Source organism: Corynebacterium kroppenstedtii DSM 44385, from assembly GCF_000023145.1.
Lineage (GTDB): Bacteria > Actinomycetota > Actinomycetes > Mycobacteriales > Mycobacteriaceae > Corynebacterium > Corynebacterium kroppenstedtii.
Genome location: NC_012704.1, coordinates 1,996,663 through 2,018,784, shown reverse-complemented (window position 1 = coordinate 2,018,784; position 22,122 = coordinate 1,996,663). Strand labels below are relative to the sequence as shown.

At 59.0% G+C, this 22,122-nt stretch carries 21 protein-coding genes and 2 riboswitches; of the genes, 12 read left to right on the top strand and 9 right to left on the bottom strand.

The features are described from left to right. Positions 1–205 precede the first annotated feature (205 nt). Genes CKROP_RS08505 through purT form a run of 3 tightly spaced genes read left to right on the top strand, consistent with a single transcriptional unit; the run spans position 206 to position 3,328 of the window. Complete coding sequence (locus CKROP_RS08505; RefSeq protein ID WP_052292410.1) at positions 206–820, top strand: energy-coupling factor transporter transmembrane component T family protein; 615 nt, start codon at positions 206–208, stop codon at positions 818–820. A gap of 34 nt (positions 821–854) precedes the next feature. Further along, the gene (locus tag CKROP_RS08500; RefSeq protein ID WP_237698414.1) at positions 855–2,063 is read left to right on the top strand and encodes an ATP-binding cassette domain-containing protein; all 1,209 of its coding nucleotides are present in this window, start codon (positions 855–857) and stop codon (positions 2,061–2,063) included. A gap of 5 nt (positions 2,064–2,068) precedes the next feature. Continuing rightward, positions 2,069–3,328 carry a formate-dependent phosphoribosylglycinamide formyltransferase gene (gene purT, locus CKROP_RS08495; RefSeq protein WP_052292409.1) on the top strand — a complete coding sequence of 420 codons (1,260 nt, stop codon included), beginning with the start codon at positions 2,069–2,071 and terminating at the stop codon, positions 3,326–3,328. 6 nt (positions 3,329–3,334) lie between these two features. Here purT and CKROP_RS08490 read toward each other — a convergent pair whose 3' ends face one another. Continuing rightward, complete coding sequence (locus CKROP_RS08490; RefSeq protein WP_012732328.1) at positions 3,335–4,129, bottom strand: 3-oxoacyl-ACP reductase; 795 nt, start codon at positions 4,127–4,129, stop codon at positions 3,335–3,337. Positions 4,130–4,253: 124 nt separating this feature from the next. On the opposite strand from CKROP_RS08490, the gene CKROP_RS08485 reads away from it, so the two are divergent. Next, entirely contained in the window at positions 4,254–4,469 is a 216-nt protein-coding gene (locus tag CKROP_RS08485; protein WP_012732327.1) for a hypothetical protein, read from the top strand. Between the two features lie 34 nt (positions 4,470–4,503). Here CKROP_RS08485 and CKROP_RS08480 read toward each other — a convergent pair whose 3' ends face one another. After that, positions 4,504–5,028, bottom strand: a complete 525-nt coding sequence (locus CKROP_RS08480; protein ID WP_041628901.1) for a hypothetical protein — start codon at positions 5,026–5,028, stop codon at positions 4,504–4,506. A gap of 333 nt (positions 5,029–5,361) precedes the next feature. Further along, positions 5,362–5,470: riboswitch (TPP riboswitch) on the top strand. On the opposite strand from CKROP_RS08480, the gene thiO reads away from it, so the two are divergent. The 7 genes from thiO (at position 5,462) to CKROP_RS11345 (ending at position 13,428) form a co-directional block, all read left to right on the top strand. Continuing rightward, positions 5,462–6,706: a glycine oxidase ThiO gene (thiO, locus tag CKROP_RS08475; protein ID WP_081429448.1), complete on the top strand. Its 1,245-nt coding sequence runs from the start codon at positions 5,462–5,464 to the stop codon at positions 6,704–6,706. (Overlaps the previous riboswitch by 9 nt.) A gap of 131 nt (positions 6,707–6,837) precedes the next feature. After that, positions 6,838–7,143, top strand: a complete 306-nt coding sequence (gene thiS, locus CKROP_RS08470; protein WP_012732324.1) for a sulfur carrier protein ThiS — start codon at positions 6,838–6,840, stop codon at positions 7,141–7,143. A gap of 3 nt (positions 7,144–7,146) precedes the next feature. Then, positions 7,147–8,019 (top strand): thiazole synthase, encoded by an 873-nt coding sequence (locus tag CKROP_RS08465; RefSeq protein WP_012732323.1) that lies wholly within the window; start codon positions 7,147–7,149, stop codon positions 8,017–8,019. Next, positions 8,006–9,322, top strand: coding sequence for a ThiF family adenylyltransferase (locus tag CKROP_RS08460; RefSeq protein ID WP_012732322.1), 1,317 nt, complete (start codon positions 8,006–8,008; stop codon positions 9,320–9,322). Before CKROP_RS08465 ends, CKROP_RS08460 begins: the two co-directional genes overlap by 14 nt. A gap of 187 nt (positions 9,323–9,509) precedes the next feature. Continuing rightward, entirely contained in the window at positions 9,510–10,928 is a 1,419-nt protein-coding gene (locus CKROP_RS08455; protein WP_041628900.1) for an alpha-amylase family protein, read from the top strand. A gap of 107 nt (positions 10,929–11,035) precedes the next feature. Beyond that, positions 11,036–11,737, top strand: coding sequence for an ATP-binding cassette domain-containing protein (locus CKROP_RS08450; protein ID WP_012732320.1), 702 nt, complete (start codon positions 11,036–11,038; stop codon positions 11,735–11,737). 1,112 nt (positions 11,738–12,849) lie between these two features. After that, positions 12,850–13,428, top strand: a complete 579-nt coding sequence (locus CKROP_RS11345) for a hypothetical protein (protein ID WP_148209676.1) — start codon at positions 12,850–12,852, stop codon at positions 13,426–13,428. Positions 13,429–13,499: 71 nt separating this feature from the next. Here CKROP_RS11345 and CKROP_RS08440 read toward each other — a convergent pair whose 3' ends face one another. From CKROP_RS08440 to CKROP_RS10845, 6 genes are all read right to left on the bottom strand, one after another. Further along, positions 13,500–14,165, bottom strand: a complete 666-nt coding sequence (locus CKROP_RS08440) for a thiamine phosphate synthase (RefSeq protein ID WP_012732318.1) — start codon at positions 14,163–14,165, stop codon at positions 13,500–13,502. 116 nt (positions 14,166–14,281) lie between these two features. After that, positions 14,282–16,132 carry a phosphomethylpyrimidine synthase ThiC gene (thiC, locus tag CKROP_RS08435; protein WP_012732317.1) on the bottom strand — a complete coding sequence of 617 codons (1,851 nt, stop codon included), beginning with the start codon at positions 16,130–16,132 and terminating at the stop codon, positions 14,282–14,284. After that, positions 16,131–16,239: riboswitch (TPP riboswitch) on the bottom strand. (Overlaps the previous gene by 2 nt.) A gap of 118 nt (positions 16,240–16,357) precedes the next feature. Next, entirely contained in the window at positions 16,358–16,987 is a 630-nt protein-coding gene (locus tag CKROP_RS08430) for a response regulator transcription factor (RefSeq protein WP_012732316.1), read from the bottom strand. Beyond that, positions 16,984–18,222, bottom strand: coding sequence for a sensor histidine kinase (locus tag CKROP_RS08425; protein WP_012732315.1), 1,239 nt, complete (start codon positions 18,220–18,222; stop codon positions 16,984–16,986). The genes CKROP_RS08430 and CKROP_RS08425 overlap by 4 nt, the downstream gene beginning before the upstream one ends. Positions 18,223–18,341: 119 nt before the next feature. Beyond that, positions 18,342–19,208 (bottom strand): ABC transporter permease, encoded by an 867-nt coding sequence (locus CKROP_RS08420; protein WP_012732314.1) that lies wholly within the window; start codon positions 19,206–19,208, stop codon positions 18,342–18,344. Positions 19,209–19,246: 38 nt separating this feature from the next. Then, the gene (locus CKROP_RS10845) at positions 19,247–20,257 is read right to left on the bottom strand and encodes an ABC transporter ATP-binding protein (RefSeq protein ID WP_169302966.1); all 1,011 of its coding nucleotides are present in this window, start codon (positions 20,255–20,257) and stop codon (positions 19,247–19,249) included. 147 nt (positions 20,258–20,404) lie between these two features. Between CKROP_RS10845 and thiD the strand changes: the two genes are divergently transcribed. After that, positions 20,405–21,550, top strand: a complete 1,146-nt coding sequence (thiD, locus tag CKROP_RS11595; RefSeq protein WP_012732312.1) for a bifunctional hydroxymethylpyrimidine kinase/phosphomethylpyrimidine kinase — start codon at positions 20,405–20,407, stop codon at positions 21,548–21,550. A gap of 56 nt (positions 21,551–21,606) precedes the next feature. On the opposite strand, the gene CKROP_RS08405 is transcribed toward thiD, so the two are convergent. Beyond that, positions 21,607–22,101, bottom strand: coding sequence for a mycothiol transferase (locus CKROP_RS08405; RefSeq protein WP_041628899.1), 495 nt, complete (start codon positions 22,099–22,101; stop codon positions 21,607–21,609). Positions 22,102–22,122 lie beyond the last annotated feature (21 nt).

Here is a 22,122-nt window from a genome sequence, read left to right as displayed (position 1 = left end):
TATACCCCCACACTTTCCCTGAACTTCCATATACCCCCGCAGTTTTATGGTCTTGATGTGCCGTTGCCGTCTAGCCTATTAATTGCCGACGCTGTTGATCCAGCACCGCACACATTTGCCGACGCCGTTGGTCCCGATTTCCAACCCCCACCCCATACCACCGCGACACCCTAAGGAGCCCAACATCCACCCGTACACCCCGCTCGTGACCGCCGCCTGCCTGATGGTGAGCGTCACCGTGCTCAACGCGCCGTGGGCGTCGGCTATCGGGATAGGCGTTGCCGTGGTGGCGTCGCTAATAATTAGGAATAAGGCAGCAACCCTGGCTGCCGTCACCATCATCATCCCAGCGTGTGTGTCATTTTCGCTGATGTACGGCCTTTTTGGTTCATGGTCGACGGCCGCTGCCCTGAGCCTGCGCTTCGCTGCGGTGGTCGGCTGCGGCGTGATGTTCGGTTCGCTAGTCAACCCGGATGCGCTCATGCGCGCCCTGCAAACGTGGCTGCCGGCGCCGATCGTGTATGTGGTGGGTTCGGTCGTCCGGTTGATCCCCCTGGCGACGTCGCGAATGAGGACCATCCAGCAGATTCAGCGATCGAGGGGTGTGAAACCGCAACGGAGGAAGCTGGTCATTCCGCTGGTCGTGGGGCTGGTGACGGATGCGGCGCAGCGGTCCCGGCCGTTGTCGCGAACGGGGATTGCTCAGTCGGGGCGGCGGACGGTGCTGTACCCGGTCCGCGATCGCGCGTGGGAGCGCGTGGTTCGTTACGGGATGGTTGCGCTGATGTGCGTGGCCTGCGTGTGGGGGATCGCTGGATAGAGCAGGGATAAGCAGGATAGAGATGAAGGAGTTTGTGTGCGCCCCGAGCGGTTCGGGGATGAGCGAAGAGGCGTGGGCCCTCGCGGAGGACACGGGTGCCGCGTGGGTGGGCAATGATGCGGCAGCCCACATCACGTTGCTGCGGAGCACGGTGGAGCAGGAGCTCGCGTTCGGCATGGAGCAGATGGGTGTGCCCGTGCCGGACATGCGCGCGCGAATCCAGGATGTTGCTGGTCAATGGGGGTTGACGACGCTCCTCCAGCGCGATCCATCCAAATTGTCGACGGGCCAGACGCGCCGGGTGGCCATCGCGTCCGCTCTCTTACGTAATCCTGACAATCTGGTGTTGGACTGCCCGTTGGACGGATGTGACATGGATGCAACGCGCGCTTTGGTGCAGGTCGTGGATAGTTTTCCGGGCGACGTCACCATTTTTGACCGCACGTGGAACCACTTAGCCGACCTCTGCGACGTTGAATCGCGTTATCCCGGGGGTGTCGGGCTGAATCCCGTTGCGGGGGCGGCGTATGACTCGCCGGTCGAGTTGAGCAAGACTCCCGACGAGGACTCCGCTGGCGGCTCCGACGCCGAATCTGCTGACTTCACCCATTCCGCCCATGCTCCTTCGCCTGTTCTGATGATCAACGACCTTGTGGTCGAGCGCCATGCTTTTACGCTCGGCCCCTTGTCGGCGGGAATTCCGCGCGGGATTACTCACATCGCGGGGCCAAACGGTACGGGGAAAACCACGCTTCTCCTCGCCCTGGCGGACTTGATTGAGCACAGTGGCGGGTCGCAGCAGGTTGTCGCCCCACCCCACCCCCTCCACTACGGTTGGGCCCCCACATCAATGGACACCTCGTTCTCTGCGAAAACGGTCAGGGACGAAATCGCGATCGGCTCCACCCTCCGCAACGCGGACGCGCTGATCGAGTATTGCGGGCTTGAAGATGTCGGGGGCGTCCATCCGCTGGACGTAGCGTCGTCGGCAAGAAGAATTGTGTCGGTGGCTTGCGCACTGGCCCGCGGCCCGGAGTTCCTTTTCCTGGACGAGCCCACCGTTGGCCTGGACGTTTACGGGTATCGCACCTTGGAGCGCATCATGCGCGGGTTCGTCGCCGGCGAGATCCATGATGTGCTGCGTGCCCACGGCGGCAGCACATTAGGCGAGCCTAAATCGGTGGTGTGGACGTGCCATAACGGGCCGTATTCCGAGCTTTCGGACTATCGGCTGGTACTCTGACCAGCGTGTACACACCAGATGCAATCGGAACACCCTTATCCCCCAGCGCGACCAAGGTCATGTTGCTTGGTTCGGGGGAGTTGGGCAAAGAGGTCGCAATAGCTTTCCAGCGTTTGGGGGTGGAAGTTCTCGCGGTCGATCGGTATGACGGCGCGCCTGCTCATCACGTGGCGCAGTTTCACTATGTCATCGACATGACGGACCCGGATGCCATTAAAAACCTTGTCGACGATGTCCGCCCGGATTTCATTGTGCCGGAGATTGAGGCGATCGCGACGGACGGGTTGCGCGATTTGGAGTCGGATTACACGGTGATTCCCACGGCCGAGGCGACGCGCGTCACGATGAATCGCGAGGAAGTTCGTCGGTTGGCGGGGGAAGATCTTGGCTTGCCGACGAGTGGCTACGCGTTCGCGTCGACCCGCGACGAGTTCGACGACGCCGTGGACGCCATGGGTTTCCCGTGCGTGGTGAAGCCGGTGATGAGCTCCTCTGGCAAGGGGCAGAGCGTGCTCAACGGTCCGGAGGACCTCGACGAGGCGTGGGATTACGCGATGAGCGGCGCCCGCGTGAACCAGGCACGCGTGATCGTCGAGCAGTTCGTTGATTTCGACTATGAGATCACACTATTGACGGTGCGCGCGGTGGACCCCTCGACGGGGAAGGTGGCCACGTGGTTCTGCGAGCCGGTGGGGCATCGTCAGCATTCCGGCGATTATGTGGAGTCCTGGCAGCCTGCGCCGATGAGCGACGCGGCCGCGGAGAACGCGCGGTCCATCGCGGCGCGCGTGACCAACGCCCTGGGCGGGCGCGGTGTATTCGGCGTCGAGCTGTTCGTGAAGGGCGATGATGTGTATTTCTCCGAGGTCAGCCCGCGCCCGCACGATACGGGCATGGTGACGATGGGGACCCAGCGCCTGTCCGAGTTTGAGCTGCACGCCCGGGCGATTTTGGGATTGCCTGTCGACGTCACGCTGGTGTCGCCGGGCGCGTCTGCCGTGATTTACGGCGGTGTGAGGGGTGACGGCGTGGCCTTCTCGGGTGTGAAGGAGGCCTTGGCCGTGCCGGAGACTGACCTGCGTCTCTTTGGCAAGCCGGAGGCTTTTCCTCACCGACGGATGGGCGTTGTGACCGCGACTGCCGAGGATATTGAGACGGCGCGGTCACGGGCGACGCAGGCGGCATCTACGGTGCATCCTTTCGTGCCTGATGCGGAGGATGGCTGGGGCGATAGCCCGCGCGGATCCGAGGACCGGGGGGAGTAGACGGGCTTAGTCTTTGACGAGTCCGCCGTCGACGATGAGGTTTTGGCCCGTGACTGCCCGCGCCCACGGTGAGGCGAAGAAGAGTACGGCGTCGGCAAGCTCCTCCGGGGTTGTTACGGACTGTAGCGGTGTTGTTGCTGCGATTGAGTCGAAGACTTCCTCGGGTGTTGCCGCGCTGGCATCGGTAGTGCGCAAAAGCCCGCCACTAATCATGTTGACAGTAATCCCCATAGGGCCGAGGTCGGTTGAGAATGTCCGGGTAAGTGACAGTAGGGCAGCCTTGGCGGCTGTGTAATCGTGATAGGGCACGACGGGGTTCTGGAAAAGATTAGTTCCTATATTAACGACGCGACCACCGTGGGCCTGCTCGAAACTGGGTAGCGCAGCTTGGATGACATTAACTGCTCCCTGGACTGCACTCGAAAATTGTGATTGGAATGACTCGTAGGTGATGTGGTCAGCTTTTGGCCTGGCTTCCCCGTTGAAAGAGAAGTTCGTGAGCGCATTATTGACCACTGTGCTTATTGGTTGCCCGAATTCTTCGCGCGCTGTGGTAAAGATGGCGTCCATGTCATCTCTTTCACGCACATCGCCATGTATTGCCAGCACGCGGTGGGGGTGAGCTGCTTCGATGTTGTGTGCAGCGGTTTCGCTGGAAAAATAATTAACGACAACGCGGGCGCCTTCGCGGAGGAACGCTTCGGTAATTGCGCGTCCGAGTCCCCGAGCACCGCCGGTGACTAAAACGACCTGTTTAGAGAGGGGAGGGCTAGTTCGGTTGGGTGATGAGGGTGTCGTCATGATGGGTCCCTTCGTAGACGCCAGTATTTCTGTTACGGGAGCGTTCTTCTGTTCCGAATCTTATTGCTGCAATAAATCCGTGTCTATAGAGTGGATTTAACATAAATAAGAAGGAGGGATTCCGGTGGGTGAGAAACTTCGGCAGTTCTTTGGTGTCCCCAGTTTGAGTGCGTTTTTTACCATCATTATTGGGTGCGTGGCGGTGGCGGTCTTCATGACCACCGCCATGGCGGATCAAAGTCCGGTTCTTAGGGTCATAGTTTTCGTGGCTCTTATTTTTGTGATTCGGGGTGTGGGGGCGCTAGTCCGCTATTTCCAGAAAAATCGAGAGCAACGGTAACGATTGTTACCCCACTAGGGTTGCTCCACCAGTGTTAGTCCACCAGGATTTTGCATTCCTGAGATTCCCCATTTTTGTGCTCAATTTTTACGCCGATATAGCTGATATCGGCATTGAGAACGCCGGTGTTAAAAATTGGTCCCTCACCTGTTGTTCCTGCTGAGAAGTTGCTGCCCGTCTGTTTTATATTATTTCCATTAATGTCGTAAAACTTCATCGCTACCTGGTCATCGGGGAGGCCGTGATAGTGCGTCTCCGCTGTGTTTTTCTCGTGATTGATATCGATGACGTCGGGGTTACACGTCCCATCACTTTTAACAAAATGCTCGGTGGAGGAGTGCGTAGAGTTCGAAGGTGCAGTGCTCGAGCTATCAGAATGTGACACTTCGCTAGACGATTGCCCTGCGCTTGTCGTTGAAATAGCGCTTTCTGCCTTCTCGGTATTTGATGAATCTGACGAGGATGAGCATCCGCTGAGCATGATTGCGGTGGTAAGAGCGATGAATAAAGAAGTTACTGCACCACGTTGACGCGAAGAATGTTTCCTTACGTACATCATTTCATCACCATGCTCACGTTGAGTGATATTGCGACGTGTTTTCTTCAGCCCCGCCGAAAAGCATCTCCGAACACCTCCACCGTCCACCCGAAGCGTTATCGAAAGGTAAGAAATGAGGAGGCTCGGCTACAACCAAGACTACCCAGATTTGCTTCATTATTCTGATAAGCATTGTGCAGGTTATGTACTACCGGCAGCGTATGCACCGACCAGGATATGATCGCTACCTTCGAGCCGGCGATTATCATCTACAAACTCACGATGTCCCACCGGGGAATATAATCGAGTGATGAGGATACTTAAGAAGTAACCATAGAAAACTGAACATCGACATCGTCGACCTACGGGAGCCCAGTGATTGTGGGCTGAGAGGGCGGGCATCGCCGCCGACCGTAAACCTGATGCGGATAATGCCGCCGGAGGGAAGGAGCCTATGTCCCGGCACATCACTATTATCGGCGCTGGTCTTGTGGGGCTGGCCACCGCGTTTGAACTGACTGAACTCGATTCGGAGTGCTCGGTATCGATTCTGGACCCGGCTCCGCTTTCAGGGGCGAGCCACCACGCGGCGGGCATGTTAGCCCCGGCCGCAGAGATGCAGTATCAGCAGGATGCGCTGGTCCCCCTCATGCGCCAATCCGCGCTGTGGTACCCGAGCCTTGTTCGACGCGTCGCTCTCGCCGCTCATTCCGACCCCGATGACCCCCACGTGACCGGTTTCCGTCGGGACGGAACCTACGTCGTCGCCGCCGATTCTGCCGATTGGGTGCACCTCGCCGAGACGCGAGATTTCCAGGAATCGTTCGGCATGGAGGCCACCCAGGTGACCGTTCGTCAACTGCGGAAAGCGGAGCCGGCGCTCAGCCCGAACCTGTCCGGTGCCGTGCATATCCCGGGCGATCACCAGATCGATCCACGAGTGTTCGGCGACCTCATTATCGGTGCGCTGAAAAATCGTGGCGTGGAGATCGTCAAGAGATCGGCCATTCCTTTGGACGTTAACTCCAGCGACGTCACTATCGTCGCCAATGGTCTCGGCGCGTCCGAGTTCTTCCCGTACCTGCAGTTGCGCCCGGTGTGGGGTGACGTCCTCCGTTTGCGCGTGCCGGCGGAGCTCGACCCGCTGGTCACGTCGGTCATTCGGGGATTTGTGCGGGATCGGCCGGTCTATGTGGTGCCGCGCATCGATGGCGGTTTGGTGTTGGGGGCCACGAGCCGGGAGGACGGCCGTGATCAGCCGCTGGTGGGTGGCGCGCTGGACCTCATGCGCGACGCCGACACGATTTGCCCGGGGATTCGCGAGTGCACGATTGAGGAGATCACGGCGGGGGCTCGGCCGGGCACGCCGGATGACCTGCCTTATATCGGTATCGACGACGGTACTGGCGCGGTTGTTTCGACGGGCTATTTCCGTCACGGTATTTTGCTGACTGCGCTGGGCGCCCGGGTGGGGGCGGCGCTTGCCATTGCTGGCAGGGAAGGTGCTGCTGATCCGTCCGGTTCCGCGGATGGTCAAACCTCAGCGGCCGCCTCGTATTCAGTGGCCGACGCACACGAATCCTTAGAAGAGCGCTTAGTAAAAGGTAACGAGCTCCTCACCAGGGCGGACGATGACGATGCTCCGGAACTGACCTTGAATGACATTCTGGCAGCTACGGATATTCACCGTGATGTGTAGTGATGTGTCGGAACAACGTGCAGGAAAATGCGCACGTCACACAGCGTCGAGCGCAGTGACCTCAGCCCGCCAACCAGGCACCACAGACCATGAACTAAGTCGAACAAAACAGAGGAAACCCAGAGGAAATAATGACAGATACCTCCAGTCCAACGATCAGCATCGAACTGAACGGCACATCGCGCCGGGTGGCACGCGGCGTTACTGTCCGGACGCTCGTCAAAGCAGTGTCAGTGGACGGTGATAACGCCGACCTCACCGCTCTCACCGACGCCGCGAATAATCCGTCCACCAGCAACGACACCGGAACCGATGACGATTTCGACGGATACGCCATCGCCATTAATGACGAGATCGTTCCCAAATCCACCTGGCAGACCGCCACTATTAGCGACGGCGATCGCATCGAACTTCTCACCGCTGTTCAAGGAGGCTAGGCAATGACACACAACGCAACTAGGGACGATGATCCTACAAACAACACACCGGCGAACGCCGACGATAACCGAACCCCCGACACGGGCCACACCGACCCCGACCACTGGAGTCTGGCCGATCGGGACCTCACGTCGCGCCTTTTCCTTGGCACGGGCGGAATGACGTCGCTAGATATCATGGAAAAAGCGCTGGTGGCGTCGGAAAGCAATGTGGCAACGGTCGCGATGCGTCGACACCAAGCGGGAAAAGCCGACGTTTTCGGGATGCTTCGCCGGCACAATGTCCACATCCTGCCCAACACGGCCGGCTGCAAAACGGCGCGCGACGCCGTGCTGACCGCGAAAATGGCGCGGGAAGCGCTGGACACGGACTGGATCAAGCTCGAGGTTGTCGCTGATGACGACACTCTTCTGCCCGATGCTGTCGAACTTGTCGACGCCGCGGAACAGCTGGTTAACGACGGATTCCACGTGCTGTCGTACACGAACGACGACCCCATTGTTGCGCGACGGCTGGTGAACGCGGGCGTGGACGCCGTGATGCCCGGTGGGTCTCCGATCGGCACGGGCCTGGGGATTCTCAACCCGCACAACATCGAAATGATTGTGAAAGAAGCCGGCGATATCCCCGTGGTGCTGGACGCCGGGGTGGGGACCGCGTCGGAGGCGGCGCTGGCCATGGAGCTGGGGTGCTCCGCGGTGTTGGTGGCCAGTTCCGTCACGCGCAGTCACGATCCGGAAGCGATGGCGAAGGCGATGGCCAGCGGTGTTCGCGCTGGTTATTGGGCGCATCAGGCGGGGAGGATTCCGAAGCGGCATCACGCGGTGGCGTCCTCGCCGCTGGAGGGGAGGGCGTGGGCCGATGCCGTCATCTAGCACGGACGCAGCTGGCTCCGGTGCCGGGTTGCCCCCACTGATTCCCGACGAACGACTCGCGCCTCTCCCGCACAATGAACGCGTCCGTACCGCGCGTCACCTGGCCCTTTTCGATGAAGCCGTCCAGCAGCGCTTCGCCGCCGCGCGGATGTGCGTGATCGGCGCGGGTGGATTGGGTTCGCCGCTGCTGTACGCGCTGGCCGCGGCGGGCGTCGGTACGAATGGACATATCACGGTCTGCGATGATGACGTCGTTGACTTTACTAATCTCCAGCGGCAAACACTTTTCGGTGTCGACGACGTTGGACGCCCGAAAGCCGACGTCGCCCGCGAACGCATGCACGCGCTCAACCCCTCCATGAGAATTCGCACGGAGGGGCGGTTCGGCCCCGATAATGCGGAGCAGTTGTGCCACGAGCACGACCTCCTGATCGACGGCAGCGACAACTTTGCCACCCGGTTCGTGGCGGCCGACGCTGCGGAAATGACGGAAACGCCGCTGGTCTGGGGTGCTGTTCTGCGCTATGAGGGGCAGGTCTCGGTGTTCTGGGCTCCTCACGGACCTGGGCTTCGCGATCTTTTCGACGGGCCGCCGACGAAACCAGTGCTGACCTGTGCAGAAGCAGGCGTTTTGGGTGCGACGACGGCCGTGATCGGCAATCTCATGGCTACCGAGGCGCTGAAGATTATGGGCAGTATCGGTGAGCCCCTCGTGGGGCGGGTTCTGACGTATAACGCCACGTCAGCGACGACGCGCACGCTCCGGTTGCGTCGTGACCCGTCGCGTGAACCGGCGACGACGATTCGTGACACGGCTGCACTCTCCAACGCGGAAGCAGTGTGTGAAGTGGGATGCGAAGCGTCAGCCGGAAACCCCTTGGTAGAAGGCTCGTCAGAAGGGGAGCTTCGGAACCGTCGTGACCAACCTCAGGATCACACGCACGAATCTGGAGATCTTGCGCCGTCGGATCTACCTGGTTTTCTTGCCGACGAGAACCACGTGCTCCTGGATGTCCGCGAAGATCACGAGCGTTTAATTGAGCGCATCACGTTGGATGGGGACGTCGAATCGGGTGGCACTGCGCCTGCGGATGCCAACCCGCGCGATATTCATGTTCCCTTGGGCGTGGTGAAAGCCGATGCGGCGTCGGTACGTATTCCTAAATCAGCGACGGCGGTGGCCGTGTACTGCGCCCGTGGAGCACGTAGTCAGCAAGTGGCCGACATTTTGCGGGAGACGCTGAGTATTCCGGTGTATTCGCTGGCCGGAGGGATCACCGCGATGAAAACGGTAGCGAAATAGGTTGCGACACCGCGCGTCAATCGTCGTCAATGGGATGACAAGTTGTGACAAGTCAAGGGACGACAAGTGAGCAATAAGCGCCGAGGTATGTCCGGTATCTGACGTAAGCTCGAAGGGTAGTGAGACGTGGGGTCGCCACCCCGCCCGCACTCGTTGGTTAATGAAGTCGGATAGGCAGGCAAGGGCAATGGACACGCTTGATTACGCGCTATGGTGGCAGATCTACCCCCTCGGAGCGTGCGGAACGGACATGTTCAGCCCCCAATCCGATGGACCATCCGACGGCGAAACGCTGGACGACGAATCTTCCGGCGGCTCAACGCCCGACGCACCGACGCCCGACGACGCATCATCCGCACCACCCTCCGAGCGTGGCGTCGATAAGCCTGGAAAATTGCGCCGACTAGAAGCCTGGCTGGATTATGCCATTGAGCTGGGCTGTTCTGGGATTTTGCTCGGCCCGATTTTTGAGTCGACGGCGCACGGGTATGACACCACGAATCACTTGCGGATCGACCCGCGGTTAGGGTCGCTGGACGATTTTGATCACCTAATGGGGGAGTGCTCGAAGCGTGGCCTCAAGGTGATGCTGGACGGGGTGTTTAACCACGTCGGGACGCACCATCCGCTGGTGGCCGAGTCGATTGAGCGGGCGCGTGCAGGGGTGGAGAAGACCCCGGTGAAGACGCACACACACGACGGGGAGATCGTGTCGGTCCCGTGGGAGGGGAACCTCGACCTGGCTGAGCTGGACCATTCCGACCCGCGCGTCGCCGACATGGTCGTGGAGATCATGGAGTATTGGCTGGATCGCGGGATCACCGGATGGCGGCTCGATGCCGCGTACTCCGTGCCGACCGAATTTTGGCGGACCGTTATCGACCGCGTGCGCACCCACTATCCGGATGCGGTGTTCCTGGGCGAAATTATCCACGGCGAGGAACAGGGCGGGTACATCGAGTTCGCCGCTCAGTCTCACATGGACTCGATCACACAATATGAGGTGTGGCAGGCCATCTGGAGCAGCATTAAAAACGCGAACATGTGGGAGCTGGACCACGCGCTCGGTCGGCACCAAATCTTCGTGGAGCAGGGCGCGGCCGTCGCCAATAATCAGCCCGATAAGCGGCCGATCCTTCCGTTGACGTTCATTGGCAATCACGATGTGTCGCGCATTGCTTCGGTGGTGGGGGATAACGGCGCGGTGCTCGCTGCCGTCGCGCAGTTGACGCTCCCCGGTATGCCGAGCATTTATTACGGCGATGAACAGGGGTTTCGGGGTGAAAAGCAGGATGGCTTGTATGCCGACGCCGACATTCGACCGCCACTGCCGGATTCCCCAGCAGATTTATTGCCGACGGGGGAATGGCTGCATGAGATTTATCAACGTCTCATTGGGATTCGTAGGGACCATCCGTGGATCGCGCGTGGCGAACTTGTTGTAGAAAACGTTGAAGATCACACGATCACGTTTGCTGTGACGGGGCAGCCGGAGGGCGATCAGGCGTCGGAGCATCAGACGTTGCGGACGATGATTAGTCGGGATCCGGACCGTGCAGTGGTGACCGTCGATGACGAGCAGGTTTTTTATTGGGAGCAGCAGTAGGAGTCGCACTCCGAGGTTAGACTTCCGAAGCGAAGTAAAAAGCTCTACGCTAAATGTTACTGACTTTTGTAGGGTAGCCTGGCTAAAAAGCTGAGGAGGAAAGCTGGTTGAAACTTACAACTGATAAATTAACTGTGAAATACGGCTCGCATATCGCGGTTGATCACATCAGCTTAAATGTCGATACCGGATTTCATGCATTACTCGGCCCCAATGGTGCAGGGAAATCATCTCTGCTCAGGGCAATAGCCGGGCTTACTCAACCGAGCAGTGGCAGTGTGTATATAGATGGCCGGGTTAATGATCCACGTAGTGGTTTGGTCGGCTACCTTCCTCAGGACAATCTCGAAAAATCACGCTTTACCGTGCGGGAACACCTCGCGTACATGTGTTGGCTGAGGAAAGTCCCACAGCATAAGGTCCCCCATGAGGTCGATAGGCTGATAGAACTCGCTGGTCTGGCGGATAAAGCCGATTCACTCATCAAGCATTTGTCTGGTGGTATGCGACGAAGGGTTGGAATATCATCTGCCCTCGTTTCATCGCCACCGGTAATCCTGCTCGATGAACCAACGGCAGGGCTCGATTTATCCCAGCGGTCAGCGTGTAAGAGAATACTTCATCACTCGTCGGAGTCCTCTACACTAATTATTTCAACACACATAGTCGAAGATGTCATTGAAAATGCAGACACCCTGACGATTATGAAAAACGGGGTAAAAGAATACTCGGGGCCATGGGAAAAATTCGGAGCAGGAAGAGACATCAACAAACTCAACACGATGTATCTAGATCTGCTGGAATCATGAGTTCTGGAACAGGTCTGTGGCTACGTCATAATAGAGTTCATTACTTCTTTCTGACGTCCCTTATACTTTCGCTTGTTGTAAAATCCGCCACGTGGATATTGCTAGAGCAGAACGGGAATTCTGTCGATATCGACACCGTGTGGGTGTCGGCTCTGACATCGATTCCACTCCTCTTTGTATTCACTCATGAGGATGACTTTGATCGTGTCTCCCCGCGGCCCATTCGAAATAGACGGCTCATACTCCTGGCACTGGTAACCGTATGGGCTGCTCTAGTAGGGTTTCTGTGCTTTTGGGGAGATTTTTCAGACTATGGCTCTCTTACGGTCATAAGGAACAATATCGGACTTATTGGCCTTGGACTAGTGTCCACCTACGTCCTGAAAAAGACATTTATCTGGGTAGTTCCAGTATTCGCGGTTCTTGGGTCACTCACGTTCAGTTGGCCTTTAGAGCCGTCGGTTGGGCACAGTCTTTGGGGTGCTCTGCGTGCACCGGGCAGTTTTGTTATGCCTGGTGGGCAGCCGAACCTCAGTGCGCTACTTGTTATCGTGATATGGGCCCTGGGGTCTGTCATCTATGTTCAAGGATGGTCGAAGAATTCGGACCATAAGGAACCTCGTTCCCGAGCAAGCTTCCGCACCGGCAAGAGCTACTCCTCACTAGTTTTAAAAGGAAAACTGAGAGCGTCATACGCAATCCCTATTGCGCTGATTCTCATCGTCTTTTCGGTTGTCGCTCCTCTGGCGAGTGCATCGTCATGGCTGGGTAGTCCACAACTCTTGATGGTGCAAGGGCTAACCGTCTTAATACTCTTTTTCGCTCCTGCGACTCTATGCGCCAGTGTGATATCTAGTCAGTCACGATGGCGGAGTGGAAATGCTGATTGGGAGGATACGTCCCCCAGAAGTCGTATAGAGAGGTTAGTTAGCGCCTTTCGCATATCCGCGTTAAGCACCTTTATCCCCCTCGTCATTCTCGCCTTAGTGTTAATAGCGATTTCTTTTGTTGGTGCAATTCTATCCGGGGTTTCTTATCACGTTACTATCAGGCAACTCTGGGCAGGGACCCCGACCTTCTTGATGATTGTTGGGTTCTTACTGGTGTCGTGCGTGATTGGCACCGTCCTAGGCTCTCTGTTCAGGGGCATCTGGATAGCACCACTGTGTTTATTCCTTGGCGTGGTGTTCTTTATATCAGTTCCTGTGGGCTCTTCCACGAGCGTCGATCGTGCTTGGGATGAAGAATATGGTTTTTCATCGTGTTCAACATCCGAAAAATTCTCGATTAAAGTGTGTGGTTCGGCACCAAATTCCGGTTACCTTAAGCCCATGGCGGCAACTCTGGATGATATATACCAAGAAACGTCATACCGGGACGATCTTCCTCGTAAATTTGTAATGGTGAACTCCGTGTTCGATGTGAAACACGATAATGTTTTATCTGTGGGCTTACAGGACCAACGTCATGTAGTAGCACCTAGTTCACTTGGCAAGGAAACAATATTCAGGGATATCAATCAGTCGCTGTCATACATTTATTTGGGCAGTGCTTCCCATAATGGGCAGCAAGCGAATTTTGACACTGATCAGGTGCTTTCTGCTTTCCGCCCGAATAACGGGCCCACCGATAATGAAGTCATTTCACAAATAGATGTGATGAAACAACGCCTGGACAATGACGGCCAATGACCAGTTCCGACGAAGGCCGCAACCAGGGGCCTAAACACCCCGGTAGCAGCTAAATCGCCCCATTTCCGCGCTCACTCGCTACGGAAACTCTCCAACGCACGTCGGGCTAGGTCGCCGGGGTTATCAGCGTGCATCAGTGCTCGCACCATTGCGCACCCGGCGATACCAGTAGCGCTCAGCGCCGCAACATCGTCGGGTGTCACGTCCCCGATGGCGACAATGGGCAAGGATGTTGCCGCCACGAGCGGCCGATAACCGTCAACACCAATAGGCGCACGCCCCGAATCCTTCGTCGGCGTCGGACGGAAAGGCCCCGCACCGATGTAGTCAATCACCCCTGGATGCGATTGGTGGAACTCTTCCGCGGCCTCGACAAGCGGCAGAGTCCCCGTCGTCAGCCCGATGAGGGCATCCGGGCCGAGCATGTCGCGGGCCGCATCCGGGGGAAGATCATCTAGTCCCAGGTGAACGCCATTGACCGGAGTCCCGGCGCGTCGAGCAGCGTAGGCCACGTCGGCACGGTCATCGACGACGACTTTCGTGTGGGGATTTGCCCGGTGAACAGCTGTGGCACATTCCGTCACAAGGCTGAGCAGGTCCCGCGTGGAAAGGTCCTTCGCGCGCACCTGGACGACGCCGGCCCCAGCCGCAGCGACCTTCGCTGCGGTGTCAACGGTGTGCCGGTCCGTCCCAGACGTGACCAGGTAGAGGCGGAAATCCGTGTCGGTAGAGGCCATGTGTTTCTTATCGTCCTATCCGTCGTGTGCCAGTTTCGCTCGCTGGGGGATCCTGCAAACCTCGCGGAGCAGGTTTTACCCCGTACGTTTCACTCCGCGGTTTTTAACCCGTGAGATCAGCGGTGGTGTGCACCCATGTTCGCGAGGTCGTGGTCGATGTCCTCAGCGGTGTCTTTCGCTTTGGATTCTTGCATGTAGAGCTCGGATCCGTGGGAGCGGAACTCTTCAGCCATTTTCGCCATGCCTGCTTCTACATCCGTCGCATCACCCATCGGGTCACCCACCTCAGGCATACCGAGCATCGTCTCGCCATAAGCGTCGCGAATATCTTGGCTAATCCGCATAGAGCAGAACTTCGGCCCGCACATGGAACAGAAATGCGCGGTTTTCGCTGGTTCGGCCGGCAATGTTTCGTCGTGGTAGGCCTGCGCGGTGTCGGGGTCGAGCGATAGCGCGAACTGATCATTCCACCGGAACTCAAACCGCGCCTTACTCATGGCATCGTCCCAGGCCTGTGCACCCGGATGCCCCTTGGCCACATCCGCCGAGTGGGCCGCAATCTTATACGTAATCACGCCCGTTTTGACGTCGTCACGGTTAGGTAAGCCCAGGTGCTCTTTCGGCGTGACATAACACAGCATCGCCGTCCCGCCCATCGCAATAGTGGCCGCACCGATAGCGGACGTAACGTGGTCATAACCAGGCGCAATGTCGGTCACGAGCGGCCCCAGCGTGTAGAACGGCGCCCCGTGGCACCAGTCCTGTTCGACGCGGATGTTCTGCTCGACGAGGTTCAGCGGAATGTGTCCCGGGCCCTCAACCATGACCTGAACGTCGTAGTCCCACGCCCGCCGCGTCAGTTCGGCGAGTGTGCGCAGCTCAGCGAATTGCGCCTTGTCGTTCGCGTCGGCAATGGACCCTGGACGCAGTCCGTCGCCAAGAGAAAATGCGACATCGTAGTGGGAGAAAATTTCGCACAGCTCGTCGTAGTGCTCGTAGAGGAAGCTTTCCTTGTGGTGTGCCAGGCACCACCCAGCCATGATGGAGCCGCCACGGGAGACGATGCCGGTGACGCGATCCGCCGTGAGTGGCACATACGGCAGCAGCACCCCGGCGTGAATGGTCATGTAGTCGACGCCCTGTTCGGCCTGCTCAATCACCGTATCGCGGAAGATCTCCCAGGTCAGCGCGTTGGCTTCGCCATTGACCTTCTCCAGCGCCTGATAAATAGGCACGGTTCCGATGGGCACGGGCGAGTTCCGGATAATCCACTCGCGCGTGGTGTGGATATCGTCGCCGGTCGAGAGGTCCATCACGGTGTCGGCTCCCCACTTTGTGGCCCACCGTAGCTTCTCGACTTCTTCATTGATCGACGACGTCACCGCAGAGTTGCCGATATTGGCGTTGACCTTGGTCAAGAACCGACGCCCGATGATCATCGGCTCGGACTCCGGATGGTTAACGTTGGCGGGGATAATTGCGCGACCGGCGGCGACCTCGTCCCGAACAAGCTCGGGGGAGCAGTTTTCCCGCAGCGCTACGTACTTCATTTCGGGCGTGATGATGCCGCGCCGGGCGTAGTGCATCTGTGTGACGCGGTGGCCGCTTTTCGCGCGGACGGGTCGGCGCGTGGTGCCGCGCCATTCCTGCGACGACGCCCCGCGCTTGACGGCGGAGCGCCCGTCGTCTTCGAGTTTCTTGCCGCGTGCTTCGTAGGTGGTGGTGTCGTCGCGGTCGGTTATCCAAGGTGTTCGCAAGCCGGGGAGTCCGCGAGTGGGGTCGACGTCGGGGCCCATTGTGCGGTAGATGCGTGCCGGTTCGTTGGGGCCCGTGGGCGAATCGTCGAGACTGACCTCGGTGTAGGGTACGCGAAGTCCGTCTTTTTCGACGAATTTCTCGTGGTGTTTGGGGTGGTTTTCGCCGTGGACGGTGTGTGGGCGCGGTGATGAATCGGTGGGTGCAGACATGCCTAAGGTCCTCTCTTCCTTCGCCGGCATGATCCGGACAGGTTCGGACGGTCGGAGCGGCGTCAGCTCCCTCTCAGCCCGTGCCATGGGCTCCCGTGGGGTCGTGGCTCAGTGTATGTCAGGTGGGTGGAGTAGTCAGAACGTTCGCGACAAAATGTTACAACCGGGGGTAAGTGGGTGCGGTGGCGGTGGTGTGCGGACGGCATTGCGCGCCGACAGCGGAGTTCACAACCAGCCGGCGTCGCGTGCGACGGTAGCTGCTTCAGCGCGGGTGGTGGTGTTAGTTTTCGCGATGGCTCGGGATATGTGATTGCGAACGGTGCCAGGGGAGAGGAACAGCGTCGATGCTATGCTCGCGATCGTCGCTCCCGTGAGCGCTTTGCGGAGCACATCGCGTTCGCGTGCGGTGAGCGGATTGTCCCCGGTGGCGCGCACTTTGTCATGAAGTTGCAGGGGAATGATGGTTTCGCCTGCATAGACGTCCCGGATCGCACTGGTCAACGTTTCTACGGGTGAGTCCTTAACGACGAAACCACGCGCGCCCGCGTTGAGCGCCCGTTGCAGGTATCCGGGCCGGCCGAAAGTCGTGACGATGATGACGCGGCAGTGGCCGTGCTCGGTGAGATCCGCGGTGGCTTGAATACCATCGATACCTGGCATTTCGATGTCGATGAGTGCAACATCGGCGTGGCTGTCAGCAATGCGATGGGTAAGGTCATGTGCGTCTGTTGCGGTCCCGACGACGTCGATATCGCGCTCCAGAGTGAGGAGCGACTCGAGAGCACTCACAATGAGCGATTGATCGTCCACGATGAAGACGCGGATGGCGTTGCCGTCGGCTTTGTCGGTGCTCATGACTCTCTCTCCTGCGGTTTTGTCTCCTTTGGCGTGGCCCTTCGTGGAGTGGTCTTTCGCCGTGCGGTCTTTCCCGGTGCGGTTTCGACGGTGACCGTCGTCCCTTCACCCGGCGTTGAACGAATCGAGAACGAGGCGCCGATATTGTGGGCGCGACGTTTCATTCCTTCCAGCCCGTGTTGTTTCACATTGTTCAACCCGTGTTGTTGAGCGTCATTCTCCTCGTCGTGTAGCTCTTTGATAGCGCGACGTTTCTCCTGTTCAAAACCATGTCCGTCGTCGGCAATAATGAGTCGGGCAGGCGTCGCGGTGATGGATGCGGATAGCGCCCCGGAATGCCGAAGAATATTGGTTGTCGCTTCCTTCACTATTGCTGCGTAGAGCGAAGCGGTGGCCGGCGGAATGTCGTTGCCGATGTGCGTGCCGAGGGAAATCCCCGCGGAGGTGCACACTGCCTGCGCTTCCTCGACCGTTTCCGTCAACGATGGCGGAGCTAGCTCATCGAGTGCCGATCGCATGTCGTTGAGCGCAGAATGGGATAGCTCGTAGATGTCGTCAATTTCCCCGCGAGCTTTATCCTTGCAGGCCTTGTCCGCTTCGGCATCGAGGAGACGCGACGCGAGCTGCGCTTTGACTGCAATGACGGTGAGGCTGTGACTCAGCACATCATGCATGGCGGTGGCATAGGCCTCGCGTTGGTGCGCGCGGTCCAGCTGGCGCTCGAGTTCCCGGCGTCGTTCTTCGTCGGCGTGGGCGACTCCTACTCCAATGACTATCGCGACACCCACTCCGACGGCAAGGACGATGGGCATCGTCTGACCGTGAAGCTGCGGGGAGGCGATAAGAACGCAGATGACGAGAACCGTCGATACGAGAATCCCTGTTATGATCCCTTGCCGACCGGATCGGATAAAGACCCACAGTGCACAGATATATGGAATGAAACACACAGAAGATAGGCCAGTGACGGGGTAAGTTACCGCACCGATGGCAATAAGGATCCCCGTGACACCCCACAGTTTGAGCGCCTTGTTGTCCTCGAATTTGTGCGCATACCGGTAGACGCTGAGGTATACGACGCCGAAAGCTATGACCAGTATCGACGCGATAATCCGAGCAAATATGCTGGCGTCGGCGGTGAGACATGTCCCAAGAGGGAAGGTCAGGTAGATGAGCCACACGGCGGGATACAGAAGCTCGGTGTTCCTCCAGGTGCGGGGGTGTGGTCGGGCCATGGTTGCTGTCTCCGTGTGGATGTGGTGATGCTTGTGGTGCCGAGTTTCCGACGGTGCGCGCGCCGGCGGTACTGGCGTCGGCAATGAAGTTTATGCTGCTGAGGCCACGCTTTCGGCGCTTATTTCTTGATGGCTCTTCGTGCCCCTGCGACGCACAGGAGGGCGAAGATCGCGGTCCACATGAGTGTAACGGAGAACGCGAAAACCGGAGATTCACTCATGATGAGGTTGCCGTTGCTGCCGAATTGATCGCCTGCCATCTGTGGCCAGTGTGCGATGGTGATTGGCCCGTAGAACGGTGTGAAACGCGAAATGTCGAAAAGCGTTCCCTGCAGGGGCATGAATACTCCACCGAAAAACGCCAGAATGACCAGTGATCCTGAGGAGATGCCCGTTGCTGTTTCCGTGCGCAGCCAGAGTGCAGCGGCGAGGCCATAAACAGCGAATGGGAGAGTAACGAGCCAGCTCAGGACGCCCGTTGCTATCCACTGCCATACATGGTCGAACTGGGAACCCGTTGCGAGCGCGGTGGCGAACGTCACCAGGATGGGGAGAGCCGCGAACGCGACCATAGCGATAATTGTCCCAGCCACGGACTGCGTCGTGGTGAGCCCCGCGAGGTGAAGTTGGCGGTTCCACCCCTCCTGACGAGCCTGCGTCGCGCTACCAAAGATCGAGGTCATGGCGATGGCGGATCCATAGAGCCCCATCCCCGTCATGATGAACGCCGCCACGTTGCCCTCCCTGAGCGCGGAGTCTGAGTTCTCCGTGGCCGTCCCGAACATCAGGTATAGAGCCGCCGGAAGGATTAGGCAGAAAACAAGCGTTTCTGGCCGACGAAGCAGCTCCGTGAAATAGTGCCAGCTGTACAACATTGTCGACGTGAAACCTGAACGCTGTCGGGATTCTGTCGTGTCCTGCGTTGAACGTGCGTGAGGCAGCGTGTTTTGTAATGGCGTTGTCGGCATTGAGCGTGTGGAATTCATCTGTAACTCCTGGTGTAGGCGTTGGTCGCTGGGTGGTTTCATCGGGTGAGTTCACTGAACGCATCGTCGAGCGCAGCGCGATTCACCGTGGGGTGGATGAGCAACTTTTGCTGCAGCGTGTGGAGTAAAACCTGGTCAGGGTTGGTCGTGTGGATGATGACCTCGTCGCCGTGCCGCTCATAAGTGTCGTCTGCAGCGAGGCACGCTTTAATACGAGCGTCGATATGATCATCGGCGGTCATAGCAGCGCTAGGCTGTGTCGCTTCGGTTTGCGTCGCGCCGGGCGTAGCCATCTCGTCCGCGCTGACTGCAGATCCGGGCGCTGAACTATTCCGCGCACCCTCGTCGTCGGCAATGGTCAGTGAAGCGCGAATGATTGTCGGATAACACGAGGTCAGCTGCTCCGGTGTCCCGTCGGCAACAATTTTTCCAGCGTTCAGGACGATAACCCGGTCGGCATATCGCTCCGCCTCCGTGAGGTAATGTGTGGCGAAGAGCACGGTGATGCCGTCGTCGGCCATGGATTGGATGCCGCTCCACAGCTCAGACCGTGTTGTGACATCTAGCCCAGAGCTGGGCTCGTCGAGAATAAGGACCCGCGGGTCCGACATGGTGGCTAAAGCCAGCCGCAGTCGTTGGCGCTGACCCCCGGAGAGCTTCCCGATTTTGCGTTTCCTCAGCCGGTTGAGGGAGGGATCGCACAGGACCGCGCTGGGGTTCAGGCGTTGGGGGTGAACGGAGGTGAGTGTCCGCACCATTCTCTCGACGGTCATGGTGCTGGGTAGGCCGCCGTCTTGAAGCGCGGCACCGACAAGCCCGGCGCGCACTGCGCTCGCTGGGGTGTGGCCGTACACGGAGATCGCGCCGGTGTCGGGTTGGGAGAGACCCAGGATGAGGTCAAGAAGTGTCGATTTACCTGCGCCATTGGGCCCGAGTACGGCAACGACTTCGCCGGCATCAACCGATAGCGAAACACCGTCGACTGCGGTAGTTGCCCCGAACTTGCGAGTGACGTCGTGGACTTCGATGGCGGTGCATGAACTGGTCATAAACCAAGTACAGCCGACGTCGGCAGCGCGGAACAGTGCCATTTGTCATGGTTTTCGTAGCGGTCATCGCACGCTGGTATGTGTGAGTATGTGTGAATTTATTTGTGAAACCTGTTGTCGGGTAACGCGCGCGCTTAGTGTGGAAACATGACCTCTTCCTCCTCACCCATACCCGTCGTCCTGACCATCGCCGGCTCCGACTCCTCCGGCGGCGCTGGAATCCAAGCCGACCTCAAAACCATCTCCGCACTGGGCGGCTACGGCTGCGTCGCCATCACCGCCGTGACCGCGCAAAACACACGAGGCGTCGACGCCGCCGAATACATGAGCCCGGAATTCGTCGCCCAGCAAATTCGATCAGTAGCCGACGATTACCCGATTGATGCGATCAAAATCGGGATGGTCGGCAGTTCTTCCATTGCCGACGCCATTGTCGCGGAGCTCACCGCGCTATCATTTGCTGGACCGGTGGTGTGGGATCCGGTGATGGTGGCCTCCAGTGGTAGCTCGCTTGTCGACGACGAAACGACGGCGACCAGCGGATTTGTTGACCTTGCCCGACGTGCGGACGCGTTGACTCCCAACGGGCGCGAGCTCGTCGGGCTGTGCGACATGGCGGGGGTAGCGGTGCCCGCGACGCTTCGGAAGCACCTTGACGCTATTGATTCTCAGGGTTCGGATAGCGGTGACCCAGGCGCGTCGGCTGCAGTTGGAGACCACAGCGAAGAAAGTGTTGGCCCCGGTGAAGAGCACACCAGTAAAAGCGAAAACAATGTCTGCAATGAAAATGTCGGTAATGATGAGGAAGCCGCGGCAGATAGCTCAGCCCTGACGTCGACAATTGCGGAGGCAGCGTCGGCGTTGTCGGAGGCTTTGGGGACGGTCATTGTTGTGACCGGCGGCCCCGATAATGGCTTCGGCGATGATGGGCCGAAGGTCACCGAGGTTGTTGCCGATCGCGAGCAGACGGCGTTGCTGAGCCACGACCGGGTGGCGACGACGAATACGCACGGGACAGGCTGCACGTTTAGTTCGGCCCTGGCCACGTTCGCGGCTCGACGGGTTCATCAGGCCGACACCTCGGCGGACCCCGATTCGCATCCCGGCGTATCCGCCTGCGATTGGCGAGCCGCAGTCCACGATGCAGCGACCTGGACGCGCCGGGCGTTAGTCGCGGCGGACACCCTTGACTTCGCGATCGGGCTCCACCGCAACAGGGATAGCAGCGGTACGCCCGAGCCGGCTCACGTGAACGGGAATGCGCCTTTGGACCACTTTTGGGAGCATCGCTAATCATCCCCCCGCGCCCGGTCCCGGCACACGCCACCCAAGCCCTCTGACCAGGTCCGTTACAGCTCCGGCATCCCCGCGATGTACGCCGCCTGTCCGACGTGCTGGGCAGCGTCGTCGACAATCGAAACCATCCGCACACCGCGCGTGACCTCGGGCGTCCAATCGCGGTCGATCACCTCATCCCAATCAACACCCGACTTCGCGTACGCGATGAGCGCGTTCAAAGTCTCAGTGACATAGGACACGAGCAGCTCTTGATCATTAACGACGATGGACCGCGCTTCCTCGGCCGAGTGCCCGTAGCCGAGCGAATCGCCGTTGTCGAGGGCGAAACGCTCCTTGAAACCTTGGGTGGTCCAGATCTGCTCGGAGCCGTTGAGCTGCGATAACTGCATATCGACCTCTCGGCCAGCGTGCCAGAGGAGCCACGCGATGGAATTGTCGTGGCCGCCGGGGTGCGCGTTGAGCTGGGCCGGGGTGAGGTTGGGGAGGCCCTTCGCGGCGTCGATGGGTCGTGAGGCGAAATCAACGAAAATGTCGGTAGCGTTCATATTTCCGTTGTACACGGGACG